The organism is Paenibacillus sp. JMULE4 (genome assembly GCF_013337105.1).
GTDB lineage: Bacteria > Bacillota > Bacilli > Paenibacillales > NBRC-103111 > Paenibacillus_G > Paenibacillus_G naphthalenovorans.
In genome coordinates this window covers 68,231-83,981 of the sequence record NZ_SGWF01000015.1, presented here as the reverse complement: position 1 = coordinate 83,981, position 15,751 = coordinate 68,231, and the positions used below count along the sequence as shown (strand labels likewise).

13 protein-coding genes are annotated in these 15,751 nt (G+C 51.9%); 12 read left to right on the top strand and 1 reads right to left on the bottom strand.

The annotated features are described in order from the left end of the window. Positions 1-3 precede the first annotated feature (3 nt). The 8 genes from EXW96_RS28785 (at position 4) to EXW96_RS16515 (ending at position 10,668) form a co-directional block, all read left to right on the top strand. Entirely contained in the window at positions 4-6,282 is a 6,279-nt protein-coding gene (locus EXW96_RS28785; protein ID WP_483874540.1) for a DEAD/DEAH box helicase family protein, read from the top strand. Then, positions 6,267-7,277 carry a hypothetical protein gene (locus EXW96_RS28780; protein ID WP_254611422.1) on the top strand — a complete coding sequence of 337 codons (1,011 nt, stop codon included), beginning with the start codon at positions 6,267-6,269 and terminating at the stop codon, positions 7,275-7,277. Before EXW96_RS28785 ends, EXW96_RS28780 begins: the two co-directional genes overlap by 16 nt. A 64-nt stretch (positions 7,278-7,341) precedes the next feature. Continuing rightward, a complete protein-coding gene (locus tag EXW96_RS16540; protein ID WP_141336559.1) occupies positions 7,342-7,740 on the top strand; it encodes a hypothetical protein in 399 nt (132 codons plus the stop codon). 206 nt (positions 7,741-7,946) lie between these two features. After that, positions 7,947-8,147, top strand: coding sequence for a hypothetical protein (locus EXW96_RS16535; RefSeq protein WP_236595684.1), 201 nt, complete (start codon positions 7,947-7,949; stop codon positions 8,145-8,147). A 166-nt stretch (positions 8,148-8,313) separates the two neighbouring features. Further along, on the top strand, positions 8,314-9,255 hold the full coding sequence (locus EXW96_RS16530; RefSeq protein WP_141336557.1) for a DUF3991 and TOPRIM domain-containing protein: 942 nt from the start codon (positions 8,314-8,316) through the stop codon (positions 9,253-9,255). Between the two features lie 75 nt (positions 9,256-9,330). Further along, entirely contained in the window at positions 9,331-9,879 is a 549-nt protein-coding gene (locus EXW96_RS16525) for a hypothetical protein (protein WP_174350980.1), read from the top strand. Positions 9,880-10,082: 203 nt separating this feature from the next. Next, positions 10,083-10,373, top strand: coding sequence for a type II toxin-antitoxin system Phd/YefM family antitoxin (locus EXW96_RS16520; protein WP_127609431.1), 291 nt, complete (start codon positions 10,083-10,085; stop codon positions 10,371-10,373). Beyond that, the gene (locus EXW96_RS16515; protein ID WP_127609433.1) at positions 10,351-10,668 is read left to right on the top strand and encodes a type II toxin-antitoxin system RelE/ParE family toxin; all 318 of its coding nucleotides are present in this window, start codon (positions 10,351-10,353) and stop codon (positions 10,666-10,668) included. The genes EXW96_RS16520 and EXW96_RS16515 overlap by 23 nt, the downstream gene beginning before the upstream one ends. A gap of 25 nt (positions 10,669-10,693) precedes the next feature. Here the strand turns inward: EXW96_RS16515 and EXW96_RS16510 are convergent. Continuing rightward, a protein-coding gene (locus EXW96_RS16510) for an IS3 family transposase (RefSeq protein WP_174350979.1) occupies positions 10,694-11,814 on the bottom strand; the annotation gives its coding sequence in 2 pieces (ribosomal slippage) (positions 10,694-11,565 and positions 11,565-11,814; 1,122 coding nt in all). 358 nt (positions 11,815-12,172) lie between these two features. Between EXW96_RS16510 and EXW96_RS16505 the strand changes: the two genes are divergently transcribed. The 4 genes from EXW96_RS16505 to EXW96_RS16490 are packed head-to-tail and all read left to right on the top strand — an operon-like array spanning position 12,173 to position 15,737. Further along, the gene (locus EXW96_RS16505; protein ID WP_127608053.1) at positions 12,173-12,538 is read left to right on the top strand and encodes a MobC family plasmid mobilization relaxosome protein; all 366 of its coding nucleotides are present in this window, start codon (positions 12,173-12,175) and stop codon (positions 12,536-12,538) included. A 13-nt stretch (positions 12,539-12,551) separates the two neighbouring features. Then, complete coding sequence (locus EXW96_RS16500) at positions 12,552-13,973, top strand: relaxase/mobilization nuclease domain-containing protein (protein ID WP_174350978.1); 1,422 nt, start codon at positions 12,552-12,554, stop codon at positions 13,971-13,973. Further along, a complete protein-coding gene (locus tag EXW96_RS16495; RefSeq protein WP_236595683.1) occupies positions 13,885-14,847 on the top strand; it encodes a PcfB family protein in 963 nt (320 codons plus the stop codon). Before EXW96_RS16500 ends, EXW96_RS16495 begins: the two co-directional genes overlap by 89 nt. After that, the gene (locus tag EXW96_RS16490; protein WP_127608051.1) at positions 14,844-15,737 is read left to right on the top strand and encodes a hypothetical protein; all 894 of its coding nucleotides are present in this window, start codon (positions 14,844-14,846) and stop codon (positions 15,735-15,737) included. The genes EXW96_RS16495 and EXW96_RS16490 overlap by 4 nt, the downstream gene beginning before the upstream one ends. The last annotated feature ends 14 nt before the right edge of the window (positions 15,738-15,751 follow it).

The window sequence follows — 15,751 nt, the reverse complement described above, 5'->3', positions numbered from 1 at the left end:
CTCATGACAGCCAAGTTGCAGCGCATTGTCGAGCTAGCTGCCAGCATGGCTCGCACAGTGACGAACCAGCCTGAGCGCTGGGCGGATTTTTTGCGGACGGCAGCCTGGAACTATAAATATCCGTTTCAGGATCAACTGTTGATCTACGCCCAACGTCCTGATGCGACAGCTTGCGCGCCGATTGACGTTTGGAACAAACGGCTGGACCGTTGGGTGAAACGCGGTGCCAAAGGGATCGCCCTGATCGAAGATCGGGGCAACCACTTGGGTCTGCGTCATGTGTTTGACGTATCGGATACCCAGAGCAGACGCCAGCCGGAGTTATCGCTATGGCGTTTGCAGGACAGCGATACGGCTCATGTCATCGAGACGCTGGGAAATGCGTTTGGCGCGTCGGATGAGATGGAACCACATGCGGATCTGCCTGCTGCACTCCTCGCAGCTGCACGAAATGCGGTGGATGACAACAGCGCCGATTATGTGGCCGAGTTGATGAAAGAGCGGGAGTACAGTTTACTGGAGGACCTGGACATCCCGCATGTGGAATTGCTGTTCAAGCAAACTGCCGAATCGGCCGTCGCTTACATGGCAATGACCCGTTGCGGACTCAATCCCGCACATTACATCAGCATCGAAGATTTGTCCGGCATCGGGTATTTCAACACGCTTCCTACATTGTCCCATTTGGGCGCAGCGATTAGCGATGTGTCCGAGATGATGTTGCGGGAAGTGGAATCGACCGTCCGGGCGCTGCGCCGGGATGCACAGCGAATGAATGAAGATCGTTCGACTCGCACCCTTGCAAGACCCGATTCCATGCCGCACAATGAAGCTACTCGACAAGAAAGGAAGGATGAATATGGAGCTGACCTACACGCCGCAAGGGGATTATCTGTTGCCCAACCTGACGCTAAGCGAAGCGGAGACGACGATCGGGAAGTACGGGATGATGCGCAAGACGTTTCTGAAAACCGAGCGGAAGGGCATGTACGCTCATCTGATGTTGTCGGAGCAGTTGAACCAACATCTGGCGGACATCGACCAGACAGCGCGGGAGCAGATCGAGCGGACGATACAGGAATTGCTCGCATCCCACCCGGCTCCGGACAAGACGAGCAATCCGCTGGCCTGGACGGGATATATGAACAACCTGAAGCAACAAGCGGAGGAACTGATTCTCACGGAACTGATTTATCAATAAAATGGTTTGATCGGGAAACGGAGGACCGCAGTCTTCCGTTTTTTCACGACCAAGCGATTATCAACGATATGATCCGAGCCGCGCCGCTGCGGGAAAGCAAGACGGAGATTGTAGCGTTTTTCCATGCTCATGAAGATGAGCGCGAGCGACTGTTGTATGTGCGCAGTTTGTTTCCGGCTGGCATCACTGAGCTAATGCTTGAAGACGGCTTACGAGCCGGGTTTGAACCGTATCGCAATGTTCTGCATCTGTGGACGGGAACGGCGGATAAGCGTACGGCGCAAAGCTTTTACGATTGGGGTGCCATCGCAGGGCATATCTCCAGCATGCTGCTGTTAAACGAATTTGACTTATCACAAAGGGCAGAACCTTCCATCCAGCAACAGACGCTGTGGATGGAGCAAGCGGAGGACGCAAAAGCCTCCGCTTTTTTCATGCCGCAAGCGGTCATTGACGCTGTTTTGCAAAACGGCAGCGGTTTTGAGAATGGCAAGTATCGCATTGCGCTTCATTTTCAGCAGTCGCTGTCCGCACAGGAGAACGCCGATTTCCTGAAACGGGAATACGGGATCGGCGGGCGTCTCCCTGCGCTGACCGGCACGGATATTCATATGAATTATGACAGCAAAGGCATCACTCTCACCCGCGGCTCCATCATGAACCCGGATGCGCAGGTCGTGCTGCCGTGGTTGAAAGTGCAGAAACGTATCGGCGAACTGCTTGCAGCGGGTCGTTACTTGAACCGGCAGGAAACCGAGCGATTGCCCGCCTTTGGGGAGGAACAGGAAGAACGGCGGCGGCAGCAAGCGGCGGAAATGGCTAGACCCGATGTGCCGCAGCTGGATGCATCATCATCTGATGTGCTTCCCCAACCGGACGCGCAAGCGGAACTGGAACATATGACGCCGAATCGGGAACGGGCGCGCTACGGTTATGATGTAGGCAGCATCGTCTGGATTGGTGCGGACGAATATGAAGTCGCGCAATTGGAATCGCAAACGGTGATGCTGCAAGACCGGCAGTTCCCACTATTTATCAAAGAGTGGAATCGTCGGGATTTTGAGCGAATACTGCGCGAAAACCCGCTAAATGATCATCTGATTACCGGGGAGCTAGAACCGGAATTAACAAATGTAGAAGGTTGGGAGTTGGTAGCGGAAGAAGATGTTTCATCGACTAGATTAAACGATGAGCAGGAGCAACAGACGCAACAAGCGAATGTCCCTTCACCAACTCAAGCATCGGATCGTCCGGCTGCTCCTGCGGTTAACTACAGGATTACTGACGATGAACTGGGGCATGGCGGCGCAAAAACGAAATTCAAATGGAACATAGAAGCGATTCGTCTGTTGAACAAGCTGGAGAAGGAGCAGCGGGAAGCGACAGCAGACGAGCAGGCGGTGCTTGCTCGCTATGTCGGATGGGGCGGTCTCCCGCAGGCATTTGACGAAGCGAACAAGCAGTGGGCAGCTGAATATGCGGAACTTCGAGAATTGCTGGAGCCGGAGGAGTATGCGTCCGCTCGTGCGTCAACGTTGAATGCCCATTATACGTCAGTGACCGTCATCAAAGCGATGTACGAATGTCTGGAATCGATGGGCTTTCGCAGCGGCAATATTTTGGAGCCGTCCTGCGGCATCGGCCATTTTTTCGGTCTGGTACCGGAGTCGTTCAAAGACTCGCGGCTTTTTGGCGTGGAACTGGACAGCATAACCGGTCGTATGGCCAAACAGCTTTATCCGCAGGCGTCGATTGCCGTCAGCGGCTATGAACAGACGAACTTGCCGGACAGCTTCTTTGATCTCGCCATTGGGAACGTGCCGTTCGGCGGCTACGGTGTGGCGGATAAACGTTACGATAAGCACAAGTTTCTCATCCACGATTACTTTTTCGCCAAGACGCTGGACAAAGTACGTCCGGGCGGCATTATTGCCTTCATTACGTCCAAAGGAACGATGGACAAGCAAAACCCGGCGGTACGTAAATATATTGCGGAACGTGCCGAACTGCTCGGAGCAGTGCGTCTGCCGAATAATGCGTTTCTGGCCAATGCCGGCACCGAAGTAACCGCTGATATTATCTTTTTACAAAAACGGGATCGCATGGTTGCTGTCAGCGAGCAAACCGAGTCATGGCTATCACTAGCAGAGACAGCGGACGGTGTGCCGATCAATAGCTACTTTGCTGCCCATCCGGACATGGTGCTGGGCACAATGGTTTTTGACGACCGAATGTACGGTAACCGGCAGGAAACCGCCTGTAAGCCGTATCCCGACACTAATCTGGATGAACTGCTGCGCGAAGCATTGTCTAACATCCATGCCGAATGGGTGGAACTGGAACGTGATCACCAGCCGGAAGAAGAAGACACCTCCCTCCCTGCTGACCCGTCTGTCCGCAATTTCAGCTTTGCGCTGGTGGACGGTCACATCTATTATCGGGAGAACAGCCGGATGCGCCGTGTGGACACTTCGGCGACGGCAGCAGGTCGCATTAAGGGCATGATCGGACTGCGGGACACCGTGCGTGAGTTGATCGAGTACCAAACCGAAGACTACAGCGATGAGATGATTGGGCAGCAACAGCGTAAGTTGAATGCGCAGTACGATCGGTTTACGGCACAATACGGCCTGATCAACAGCCGCGCCAACAGCCTTGCTTTTTCGGATGACAGTTCTTACTTTCTTCTTTGCTCACTTGAAATCATTGACGAGGAAGGACGGCTGCTGCGCAAAGCGGATATGTTCACCAAGCGCACCATCCGTCAGCGTATCCACGTAGAACAGGTGGATACCGCATCGGAAGCGCTTGCGGTTTCCATCGGTGCAAAAGCCCGTGTCGATCTGCCGTATATGGCGGAGCTAACCGGCATGACGGAAGATCAGCTGATTCAGGAGCTGCGCGGCGTCATCTTTCCTAATCCCGAACATCTGGACGAGAAAGGAAAGCCGATCTATGAAACCGCGGATGCGTACCTGTCCGGCAATGTGCGGGAGAAGCTGCGCGTGGCCAAACAGTTTGCCGCATACGATGCCGAACGTTACGGCGAAAACGTCAAAACGCTTGAAGCGGTACAGCCGAAAGACCTGGACGCCTCCGAAATCGACGTCCGCCTGGGCGCTACTTGGCTTCCGCCAGAGGACATTCGGCAATTTCTGTTTGAACTGGTGGACACGCCGCCGATGTACCAGACCTACATCAACGTCATGTATTCCGAATATACGGCGGCCTGGAACGTCAAAGGCAAAAGCGATGACCGTAGCAACAATATTAAGGCGAACGTCACGTACGGCACAAACCGCGTTAATGCATACAAGATACTGGAAGATACACTGAACTTGCGAGACGTGCGCGTATTTGACACCGTGTATGAGGACGGCGTGGAAAAGCGTGTGCTGAACAAGCAGGAGACGGCCATCGCCCAGCAAAAGCAGGAGATGATCAAAGAAGCGTTTCGCGATTGGATATGGCGAGATCCGCAGCGGCGCGAACGGCTGACAGGGCTGTACAATGACCGGTTTAACGCCATCCGTCCCCGCGAATACGACGGCAGTCATATTCGATTCACCGGGATGAACCCGGAAATCCGGCTGCGCCAGCATCAAGTCAATGCGGTTGCCCGCGCATTGTACGGCGGCAACTCCCTCTTTGCCCACTGCGTCGGCGCGGGCAAAACATTCGCCATGACCGCCGCAGCGATGGAGAGCAAGCATCTAGGGTTGTGCAACAAAAGCATGCTGGTCGTTCCGAACCATCTGACTGAACAGTGGGCGGCGGAATTTTTGCAGCTTTATCCGTCCGCGAATATTTTGGTGGCGACCAAGAAGGACTTTGAAACGAAAAACCGCAAAACGTTTTGCGCGCGGATCGCGACCGGTGATTATGACGCGATCATCATCGGCCATTCGCAGTTCGAAAAAATACCGATTTCAATGGAACGTCAACGGCAGCAGCTGTATGAGCAGATTTCGGAAATTACAAACGGCATCCGGGAACTCAAGGAAGCCAGAGGCGAACGCTATGCGATCAAGCAGCTTGAAAAGACGAAAAAGACGCTCCAAACGAAGCTGGAAAAGCTGAACGATACAAGCCGGAAGGATGATGTCGTCACCTTTGAGGAATTGGGCGTAGACCGTTTATTCGTGGACGAAGCCGATTCGTACAAAAACCTGTTTCTTTATACGAAAATGCGCAATGTGGCCGGACTGTCGCAAACCGAAGCGCAAAAGTCGTCGGACATGTTTGCCAAATGCCGCTATTTGGACGAACTTACCGGGGGCCGTGGGATCATTTTTGCGACGGGTACCCCGATCTCCAACTCCATCACCGAGATGTACACGATGCAGCGCTACTTGCAGTACGAGCGGCTCAAGCGGCAGGGCTTGCAGCATTTTGACGCCTGGGCTTCGACATTTGGCGAAACGGTTACGGCGATCGAGCTTGCGCCGGAAGGAACGGGCTATCGGGCGAAAACCCGTTTTGCCCGTTTTTATAATTTGCCCGAGTTAATGAACGTGTTCAAAGAAGTGGCCGACATTCAGACGGCGGACATGCTCCAGCTTCCCGTGCCGAAAGCTCACTTCCATAATGTTGCCGTGCCGCCAAGCGATTTTCAACGCGACATGGTAGCGGATCTCGCCCGCCGCGCCGAACGGGTGCGGGCGAAGGAAGTGGAGCCTCACGAGGACAATATGCTGACGATCACCAATGACGGACGCAAACTGGCGCTCGATCAGCGGCTGGCCAATCCGATGCTCCCCGACGACGAAGGCAGCAAAGTAAGCGCCTGTGCGGACAACGTCTACCGATATTGGGTGGACAGCCAGGAAGAGCGGCTCACGCAGTTGGTATTTTGCGATCTATCCATCCCCAAGCAGGACGGTACATTTAACGTGTACGACGAGCTAAAGCGCAAACTGATGGAAAAAGGCGTTCCCGCCGAGGAAATCGCCTTTATTCACGACGCCAATACCGAGGTCAAGAAAAGGAACTGTTCGCTAAAGTACGCAGCGGCCAAGTTCGGATATTGCTGGGATCGACGTTCAAAATGGGGGCGGGCACAAACGTGCAAACGAAACTGATTGCCCTCCACGACCTTGATTGCCCTTGGCGTCCGCGGGATTTAGAGCAGCGCAGCGGGCGTATTATCCGGCAAGGCAACCAGAATAGCGAGGTGCACATTTTCCGCTATGTCACCGAGAACACATTTGATGCTTACTTATACCAGACACTTGAGAATAAGCAGCGTTTTATCTCGCAGATCATGACCAGCAAGTCGCCGGTCCGTTCCGCCGAGGATATTGACGAGACGGCCCTCTCCTATGCCGAGGTTAAGGCGCTGGCGACCGGGAACCCTTACATTAAAGAAAAAATGGACTTGGATATCCAGGTATCCAAACTGAAGCTGCTCAAAGCCAACCATTTAAGCCAGCGCTACGCGCTGGAGGACCGGTTGCTCAAAATGTTGCCGCAGCAAATCAAGTCTACGGAGGAACGGATCGCCGGTTATGAACAGGATGCAGCATTGTTCTTACGTTCCAAATCGACTGAGCACGAGGAATCGGAGGAATCGAAATTCCCCGGCATGGTCATCAAGGATTTCACCTATACAGAGAGAGCGGCGGCAGGCGCGGCTTTGCTTGATGCTTGCAAAGGAATGACATCACCCGATCCGCAGGAAGTCGGCAGCTATCGGGGATTTTCCTTGTGGTTGTCCTTTGACAGCTTCCACAAGGAATATAAGGCAACATTACGCGGTGCGCTGGGTCATACGGTCGCATTAGGTGCGGATGCGGGCGGTAACATAACCCGGATCAACAATGCCTTATCCGACTTGCCTGCAAAGCTGGAGCGTGCCCGCGAGCAGCTTGCCACCTTGCGTCAGCAAATGGAAACGGCGAAGGAACAAATCGCGGCTCCATTCGAGAAGGAGCAGGAGTTGCAAACGAAATCGGCGCGGCTTGCAGAATTGAATGCACTGCTCAACATGGACAAGCGGGAAAATGAAACCGTGGACAACGTGCCGGACGAAGAACCGGAAGCACCGGAACGACGGGCTGTGGGCCGTGAACGATAACGGCTTTCGCACCTTCGTTCCTCCCCCTCCTTCTTGTTATAGTGGGAACAAGGAGGGGATGCAGATGGAATCGATGAATGTGCTACAAATGGAAGCCGTATTTGATGAGATTGAAAATAGGACGGTCAGCCGCCTGCGCGCAAACGAGGAGGCGTATGCACGATTGCTCCGGCAAAGAAACGATCTTAAAGAGCGGCATCCGTTCGTCAAATCGGTATTGGAAGGAGACGCTTCGGTCTTTCCAAGTGCCGAAGATCATCAGGCATGGCTGGATTACAAGCGCGCATCGGACGAATCCGACCAGATGGAGCGAATGGCGCTTTATTTGCAAGGACATGCCGATTGTTACGCGTATTTGTCGAAAAATTGGAGCTTTATGATGAAATCGAAATGGGGTATCCTCAACAATAGAAGCTTGCTCGCGTTTCGTCACGCGGTAGGCTTTTTTTCGTTTAGAAAATGATGTCTTCGACGTGCAGCATTTCACAGGTCAAAGACAGGCTGTCTATGAAAGTTATAAATTACACTGCGAATGGACTCCAGATTTGGGGTCCTTTTCGCATTTTTGGAGGAATGCACATGTTGTATGCCATCCCGAGTGGCGGATGCTTTTTCCCGATTCTACCGCCTCTTTGTTACGGAATCGGCTTGACCGAGGAGGGAGAGACCGTGGCAACATTGGAATTGATATCCAAAGAAAAGAACGTATTTGGCGACACGTACTATTACATCCGTGATTCAAACGGGGTGACCAGTCAGGTTTACGAGGGCGATTTAGACGCGTTCATGAAAAGGAAAGGTGCTACGGAATTGAGGGAAGGCAGAGCTTTCCTGTATCCCAAAAGGAAGAGTAAGAGTAAGGCACGATGAACGGTATACCCAACGGACGCTGCTTGGATCGCGATTAGTCATATGGACATATTGGAAATGAACCCAGTAATCATAGGAGAAGTCAGAATGTAATTACAATTAAGTTCAGACACAACTTGTAAATGTAGTCATGTCTTATTTGCTTCTATGGAAAGGAGCTGCGGCGATGAGCTATGTAAGCAAGGAACAGATCGAACGTGCAAAAAGGTTGGATTTGCTCACGTATTTGCAAGTATACGAGCCTGCGGAACTGGTACGTTGCTCTCGCAATGTCTACACCACCCGAACGCACGACAGCTTGAAAATTTCCAACGGCAAATGGTATTGGTGGTCAAGGGGGATCGGCGGACGTTCGGCGCTGGACTATTTAATCAAAGTGCGGGGTCTGTCTTTTCCTGATGCGGTGTTGCTAATCGAAGACGTTCATCCGGTCAGCGAGCCTACGTTTTCGCACCCTTCGCAACACCGCCCGGTGCGGTTTGAGCTTCCTGAACCGAATCGCACATCGCATCGCGTCGCGGCATACCTCAGCAAACGCGGTATCCATCGCGCGTTGATCGAATATTGTCTTGAAACAGGGCGATTGTATGAAAGCCGGCGCTATCACAACGCGGTATTCGTCGGCTTTGATCAAGAAGGGATTCCGCGCTATGCGGCGATACGCGGAACGACAAGCACCCGTTATATGGGGGAAGCCGCTGGCAGTGACAAGCGATATTCATTTTCGATTCCAGCATTAAACGACAGTCCTGAACTGCACCTGTTTGAGAGTGCCATTGATCTTTTATCGTATTGTACGCTGGAGCATCTTGCCGGTCGGAATTGGCGACAAGCTCATAAGTTGTCGTTAGCTGGTATTTATAGGCCGAAGGCGGGTCGAGAGCAAAGCGATCCGCCTGCCGCTCTCACGCAATTTTTGCAAAGTTTTCCGCAAGTGAAGCGGTTGGTACTGCATTTGGATAACGATGAAGCGGGGCGACTGGCTACCGTCACGATACAGAGGTTACTCTCACCTGTCCTTTACATTTCCGATGAACCGCCCAAACGCGGTAAGGATATGAACGAAGAGCTACAGTGGAGAATGAGACAGCGTAACGAGCGGTTCTGATGGTGCTCTCGTTCCAAAAGGGAATTGGAACATTCCTCCTTTTAGGTGCGTCTGAATTTTGAGGTGATTAATTTGATGAGCAGACTGTTTCTTTTACTTGGGGTTATAATCACGATTTCTTTTGTAACCGGTTGTTCCACGCCCCAAGCAATCGATGAGATTTCAGAATCAAGTCCTTCTCATGCGATCACTGAAACCGCTATAGAGTATACTCAAGCCCCTTTCCCTATTGAAAACGGGCCATTGAACGAGCCGTTAGTAAAGGAGACTCCAGGTCAGTTAAAAGGTTTCGCTGAAGACGAATCCTTAAGTGTGAGTCTGCTGGCACAGATAGAATCAGATCACAATGATTATAAAACCAACATTGAGTTTCATAATAAGTCAGATAAGTCGTTGGATCTGGTTTTTGACTGCGGACTCCTTATTTCAAATGATCAATTTGCATTGAAACAGGGGGACTGTCCAGCCGTCGAATCGATGCTATTAAAGAAAAATATGAAAGAAACACAAGCTCTTGTCTTATCCAAAAATTTTTTTGAGATAGCGAATAACGTGATAACTGTAAGATACCGACAAGATCAGAAAACAAAAGATTTAGAAGTGAAACTAGAAGTACCGGAATAATGATTTTAAGTCTATTCCTCAATAACTGAGGACAACGATTATTCTGAGGTAGGCACTAAACGGCGACGTTTGTTATTGGAATTGAATTCTCATTGTATTTGGATGGATTGGAAATAAGCGTGATGCAAGCGCGGCTACATTGACTGTATAGCATGTAATAGGTATAATAAAGTCAATATACAGCTATGCAAGGAGAGAGTTAGATGATTATCAAACCTTCCGCCAGTATCCGGCAAAACTATAATGAAATCGCCGATCTATGCAAAACATCCGGGGAACCGGTTTATCTAACCAAGAACGGTGAAGGCGATCTCGTCGTGATGGACATAGAGACATTCTCCCGTCGCGAGAAGATGTTAAAGCTGCGCGAAGAACTGCTAGCTGTGCAAGAAGATCGTTTGGCGGGCCGTGTTGGTGTGACGCCGGATGAATTGGACGCTTACCTGGAGGGCATTATTGACGAGGTGCAGCATGGAAAAGATGCCCCGATATAAGATCATCGTTTCCGATCGCGCCCGCCAAATGCTGGCGACTCATGTGCGATTTCTTGCGGAGAAAAGTCCGGATGCGGCGCGAAAAACGAAGAACGAATTGCTGCAAGCGATACGTTCCTTGGCGCGAATGCCGGAACGCTATCCTTTTCTGGAAGCGGAATTTATTCCGTCAAACAAGTATCACAAGATGTTCGTGGAAAAGTGGTATCTGGTGTTATATCAAATTCAGGATGAAATCGTGTATGTCGATTTCATTGTAGACTGTCGCCAGGATTACCGCTGGTTGGTGCGATAACATAAAATGGATTGTCAACAGTAAATCAGACAGCTTTTTTAAGGGCTGCAAGGCGATACTGAACAGGTGTCATGTATCCTAGTGTCCCATGAATCCGATGCTTGTTAAACCAGTTAACATAATCGTATAATTCCAGTTCCAGATGACGAAGACTCTGGAAGTTCATCTGGTTCACGAACTCCGTTTTCATAATCTTGTAGGTCGCTTCCGCCACAGCGTTGTCGTAGGGGCAGCCTTTCATGCTCAGGGATCGACCAATTTTAAATGTCTCCAAAAGCCCATCCATCTTTTGATTTTTAAACTCGCTACCACGGTCAGTATGAAACCATTGAATCTGAGATAAATCACCCTGAACCGTTGCGAAAGCTCGAGAAACCAACGCAGCATCCTTATGAGGTCCTGCACTATGGCCGATGATCTCACGATTGAACAGGTCGATAAGTACACAAATGTAATGCCACCGGTTCTGAACTTTCACATACGTCAGATCGCTAACAACGAATCGTTTAGCCTCCGTTTGATCGAATTCGCGATTCAGTGTATTGGCTGTAGATGCTTCATTACACACCGCCTTTAGGGGTTTATATTGCGACACGGTGTACGTTGAAACCAGCCCTTGCTCCCTCATGATCCGACCAATTCGACGCCTGGAGACGACGAAACCACGTTCCTGGAGTTTGACTTTGATCTTGCGTGTACCGTAAGCTTTTCGATTCTTATGGAAAATGTCCGCAATCGCTTCGGTAACATCCTCTTCGTTCGTTTGTTCTTTCGCTTCATAGTAAAACGTACTTCTTGCGATTTGTAGGACGTCGCACATTGCTGATACCGAGTATTTATCACGGTTGTTCTGGATGATAGCTACTTTCGTCCCATGATCAGCGCGGCTTGCTTTAAAATATCAACCTCCATTTTCAGACGTTGGTTCTCTTTTCGTAAGGCAATTAGTTCATTGTCCTCCCAGGAACGATTGTCCTTCTCCTTGAAGGAACCCGTTGTTTGGGCTTGTTTAATCCAGCGGTCTAAAGCGGAGGCTGTGAGGTCATATTCCTCCACAATTGTTGCTCTGGATTTTCCGTTTTCATAGAGTTCCACCATTTGTTTTTTGAATTCTGCTGTAAAGGTACGTCGTTGTTGTTTTGGCATTGTAGAGATCCGCTCCCTAGGATGATAGGTTTATTCTATAAGCCCTCATTTTTATTGTCCAACTAAGTGTAGACGATCCAAAAATTCCGAGGAAGACGCTGAGTGGATCGGCGTCTTTTTGTGTATTTGAGGGTCCCCTCTTTTTCCCGGGAGGTGCCTTGAAGGCGACGCGAGACGGATGTCTCGTGTTGCAGCAAGCACTGAATTTGGATATCCAAATTCGCTTGTTAGGGGCGCAGCCCCTAAGACCCCATCATCGCGATGCTATCGTTTCGATGATCGAATCGTGTTCAAACTGGTTGTTCATCGCGGCAGCGTTCTGCTTCAAGGAGACATTTATGGAAAGGGGTGATGGTCGATGAGGAAACGTTCGATATCATTTCTGCTTCGCCTGAGTGAAAGCGAACATGCTCGCCTTACTAGAGAAGTGGAAAAAACAGGACTTTCTCGGGAGGCGTACATCCGAGCGCTCATTAATGGATATGTACCGAAGCAGCTGCCGCCACTGGACTACTACGCGATGATTCGTGAGCTGCACGCCATAGGCAATAATCTGAATCAACTGGCTGTGAAGGCACATACGACCGGTCGTCTGGAAAGAGCTGCCTTTCAGGAGGAAGCCGATCACTTGCGCCGTGCTGTTCAGCACATTCAACAGGCGGTAACCGAACCGGAGCGAAGAAGCGAACTACCTTCGATGCATACAAGCGGACATCCGCCGTAAGGGGGCATGACAAATGGCAACGACCGCGATCTGGGATGTGACTGACCGTTTGAAGCGCGTACTGGACTACGCTCGAAATCCCGACAAAACGACACAAGATCGCGCCGAACCAGATAGCTTGCAGCAGGCGCTTGGCTATGCGACAGCGGATGCGAAAACGGAGAGGCAACTGTACGTGAGCGGCATCAACTGCGACCCGCTCACCGCTTATGAGCAAATGCAGCGCACCAAGCGACAATTTCAAAAAACGGATGGCATTGTCGCGTTTCACGGATATCAGTCGTTCGCGCCGGGCGAAACGACGCCGGAAATTGCCCATGCCATCGGGGTTAGGCTGGCGCAAGAACTATGGGGAGAACGCTTTGAAGTCGTCGTAGCGACCCATCTGGACAAGGGACATTTGCACAATCATTTTGTGTTGAATGCTGTTTCTTTTGTAGATGGCAAGCGGTACTACGACAACAAAGCTTCCTACGCTTTGCTGCGGCACACGTCCGACCGGCTTTGCCGGGAGCATGCGCTGTCGGTCATTGAACATCCCGAACCAGGTAAAGCTAAGCACTATGGGGAGTGGCAGGCGGAACGCGAAAACAAACCAACTTGGCGGGGATTGATTCGTGAGGACATCGACACCGCCATCGCAGCTTCCATGACAATGACCCAGTTTTTCGCCGCTCTGCAAAAACAAGGGTATGCGATCAAAACCAATGTGAAACATCTGGCAGTGCATCCGCCCGGCAAGGAGCGCTTCGTCCGCTTGCGCAGTTTGGGATACGAATATACGGAGGAAGCGTTAAAGGAGCGCATCTTGCAAAACCACATGCCGAAGCGCCAGCCCTCACTTCCGCTACCGCGCCGAAAGCGAGTTGTCAGGGTTCGTGGAGTTTGGAGGGCTGGACGTAAATTCAGCGGCTTGCAGGCGTTGTACCTACGCTATTTATATGAAATGGGCATCCTGCCCCGTCAACGTGCGTCCCCGCGAAGGACGCATTTTTTGTTGCGTCAAGACTTGCGCCACTTGACGGTCATCACCGAGCAGACAAGACTGCTGTGTCGCCGCCGCATCACCACGAAGGATGAGCTACTCGCAAATCTCACCGGGCTTCAGGAGGAAATGAAACAAGGGTACAGCGCGCGCAAGGCATTGTACAACCGGCTGCGCCGTTGTAAGCAGCCGGAGCAGCGTGAGGCAATCAAAAGACAAATTGCCGAGGCGACCCGGCAGCTTGCGAAACTGCGAAAGGAGGTGAAGCTTTGCACGGGTATTCTCGCCCGTTCGGAGGGGATGGTCCATTTATTGCGTGAACGTGAACCCGAACATCACATACGAAAGGAGATGAACGCCGATGAGCGGAAACGAAGCGGCCGATCAAGTCGTCAGCATGAGTCTGCGGGGCATCGAGATGGTGGCCAAAATTTCCGGGGAAGGCGCTAAGCATTTGGCGGTGTATTTGTTCGCCGCCTTGCAGGGACAGAAACGGACAAAAGGGCGCATCCGTTTGGAAAGTTTGCTCCGCAGCGGCAAGGAACTCAAGGTGTTTGCCGTGAAAACCGAGGATCTCCCGACTTTTTGTAAGGAGGCCAAGCGGTACGGTGTGCTATATTGCGCGCTACGCGACAAAAAGAACGTGGACGGGCTTTGCGATGTGATGGTGCGTGCCGAAGATGCGTCCAAGATCAACCGGATCGTCGAGCGCTTCAAACTGGCGACGGTAGACACGGCCAGCATCAAACAAGAAATTGCAAATACCCGCAGCGAAAAGCAGCCGGACGAGAGCCAAACTGCGCAAACGCCGGAGTTAAACGGCGAAGCGCCTGAGCGGGAAGGGAGTCCGCCATCTGTCACGGAGGAAGTTCGAGAAGATTTTTTGGACGAACTGCTGGGAAAGACCGAACAGCCGGAGGAGGTTCGGGCAGCAAGCCAGCAACCGGAAGCCGCGCCTCCGGAACCGACTCCCCCGGCAGCCGCACCTTCGGCCGACGAACGAGTGCAGCAGCAGACACCGCTGCCCTCTCCCCCGATGCAGGAGGGAAGAACGATGGAACCGGCCATTCCGTCCGTGCCTATCTCCGGGCACAGCGTCGACAACGTAAGGGATTCGACTGATCGTAAACCGGCGCAGGAAAAGGTGTCGATCCGTCAACTGTTGCGTGAAATTCGTGAAGAAAATCGCGAAGCGGAGAAAAGACGGCGGCAAATGGAGCGTGAGCCGTCTTTGCCTAAACGCAGGGATCGTGGCAAGGCAACATCGGGCGACAAAACGCCAACGCCCACTACCCGGAATCGAAAGCGAGGGAAATCCAAATGAACGAACTGGACGAATTATTCTCTACTCCTTCCATCCAGCGAGAGCAGTCGTTTGACAAGGAAGCGTGGGTTCACCAAAAACAGGAACAGCGGCAGTGGACTTACGACACGATTGATACGACGACGATGACGATTGTTCAAAATGGAGAACAGTTTCAGCGTTATCTGGATGTGCAAAGCCGTTTTGACCGTTACAGTGTCTCCAATGCGCTGCTGATTTTAGCACAACGCCCGGAAGCGACACGCATAGCGGATTTCGAGGGTTGGAAGGAACAAGGCGTATCGATCCGCCGCAAGGAAACCGGTTTTTATATTTTGGAACCGGGCGAGGAATACCGGCGGGAAGATGGAAGCACCGCGACCAGCTACAACCCGAAGAAGATGTTCGATATAGCCCAAACCACTGCAAAGAAACCGGATCAACCGGTCTACCCGGATGATCGCACCCGCATCAAGGCGCTCATGGATCGTGCGCCAGTACCGATCACAATCAGCGATGCGCTTCCTGCGGATGTGCATGCGCTCTACCAACCGGATGTGCGCAACATTGTCATCCGCCGCGGGCTGGCAGCTGGAGACATCTTCCGCGCACTGGCGCAGGAACTGGCGCATGCGGAAATGGATCGCGGCGATAGTCGCTACAGCCGATCAGAATATCAGTTTCATGCCTACAGTGTTGCCTATATCCTTTGCAAGCAGGCTGGAGTTGAAACGACCGCGTTCCGGTTTGACCGGGTGGCAGAACGGTTCAAAGACATGGAGCCGCAGCCGATTCGTGCGGAATTGACGACGATGAAAGAAGCTTCGCATACGATTTCCCGGCGTATGCACCGCATACTGAACCCGCAGCGGCAACCTTCGCAACCAGGTCGAACCGATCCTACCCGCTAAGGAGCGTGAGGAAC

Excerpts from the sequence above, each read along its gene's own strand:
- EXW96_RS16490 (WP_127608051.1), top strand. The coding sequence starts at position 14,844 with ATGAACGAACTGGACGAATTATTCTCTACTCCTTCCATCCAGCGAGAG.
- EXW96_RS16500 (WP_174350978.1), top strand. The coding sequence starts at position 12,552 with ATGGCAACGACCGCGATCTGGGATGTGACTGACCGTTTGAAGCGCGTA.
- EXW96_RS16515 (WP_127609433.1), top strand. The coding sequence starts at position 10,351 with ATGGAAAAGATGCCCCGATATAAGATCATCGTTTCCGATCGCGCCCGC.
- EXW96_RS16525 (WP_174350980.1), top strand. The coding sequence starts at position 9,331 with ATGAGCAGACTGTTTCTTTTACTTGGGGTTATAATCACGATTTCTTTT.
- EXW96_RS16495 (WP_236595683.1), top strand. The coding sequence starts at position 13,885 with ATGAGCGGAAACGAAGCGGCCGATCAAGTCGTCAGCATGAGTCTGCGG.
- EXW96_RS16540 (WP_141336559.1), top strand. The coding sequence starts at position 7,342 with ATGGAATCGATGAATGTGCTACAAATGGAAGCCGTATTTGATGAGATT.
- EXW96_RS16530 (WP_141336557.1), top strand. The coding sequence starts at position 8,314 with ATGAGCTATGTAAGCAAGGAACAGATCGAACGTGCAAAAAGGTTGGAT.
- EXW96_RS28785 (WP_483874540.1), top strand. The coding sequence starts at position 4 with ATGACAGCCAAGTTGCAGCGCATTGTCGAGCTAGCTGCCAGCATGGCT.
- EXW96_RS16505 (WP_127608053.1), top strand. The coding sequence starts at position 12,173 with ATGAGGAAACGTTCGATATCATTTCTGCTTCGCCTGAGTGAAAGCGAA.
- EXW96_RS16520 (WP_127609431.1), top strand. The coding sequence starts at position 10,083 with ATGATTATCAAACCTTCCGCCAGTATCCGGCAAAACTATAATGAAATC.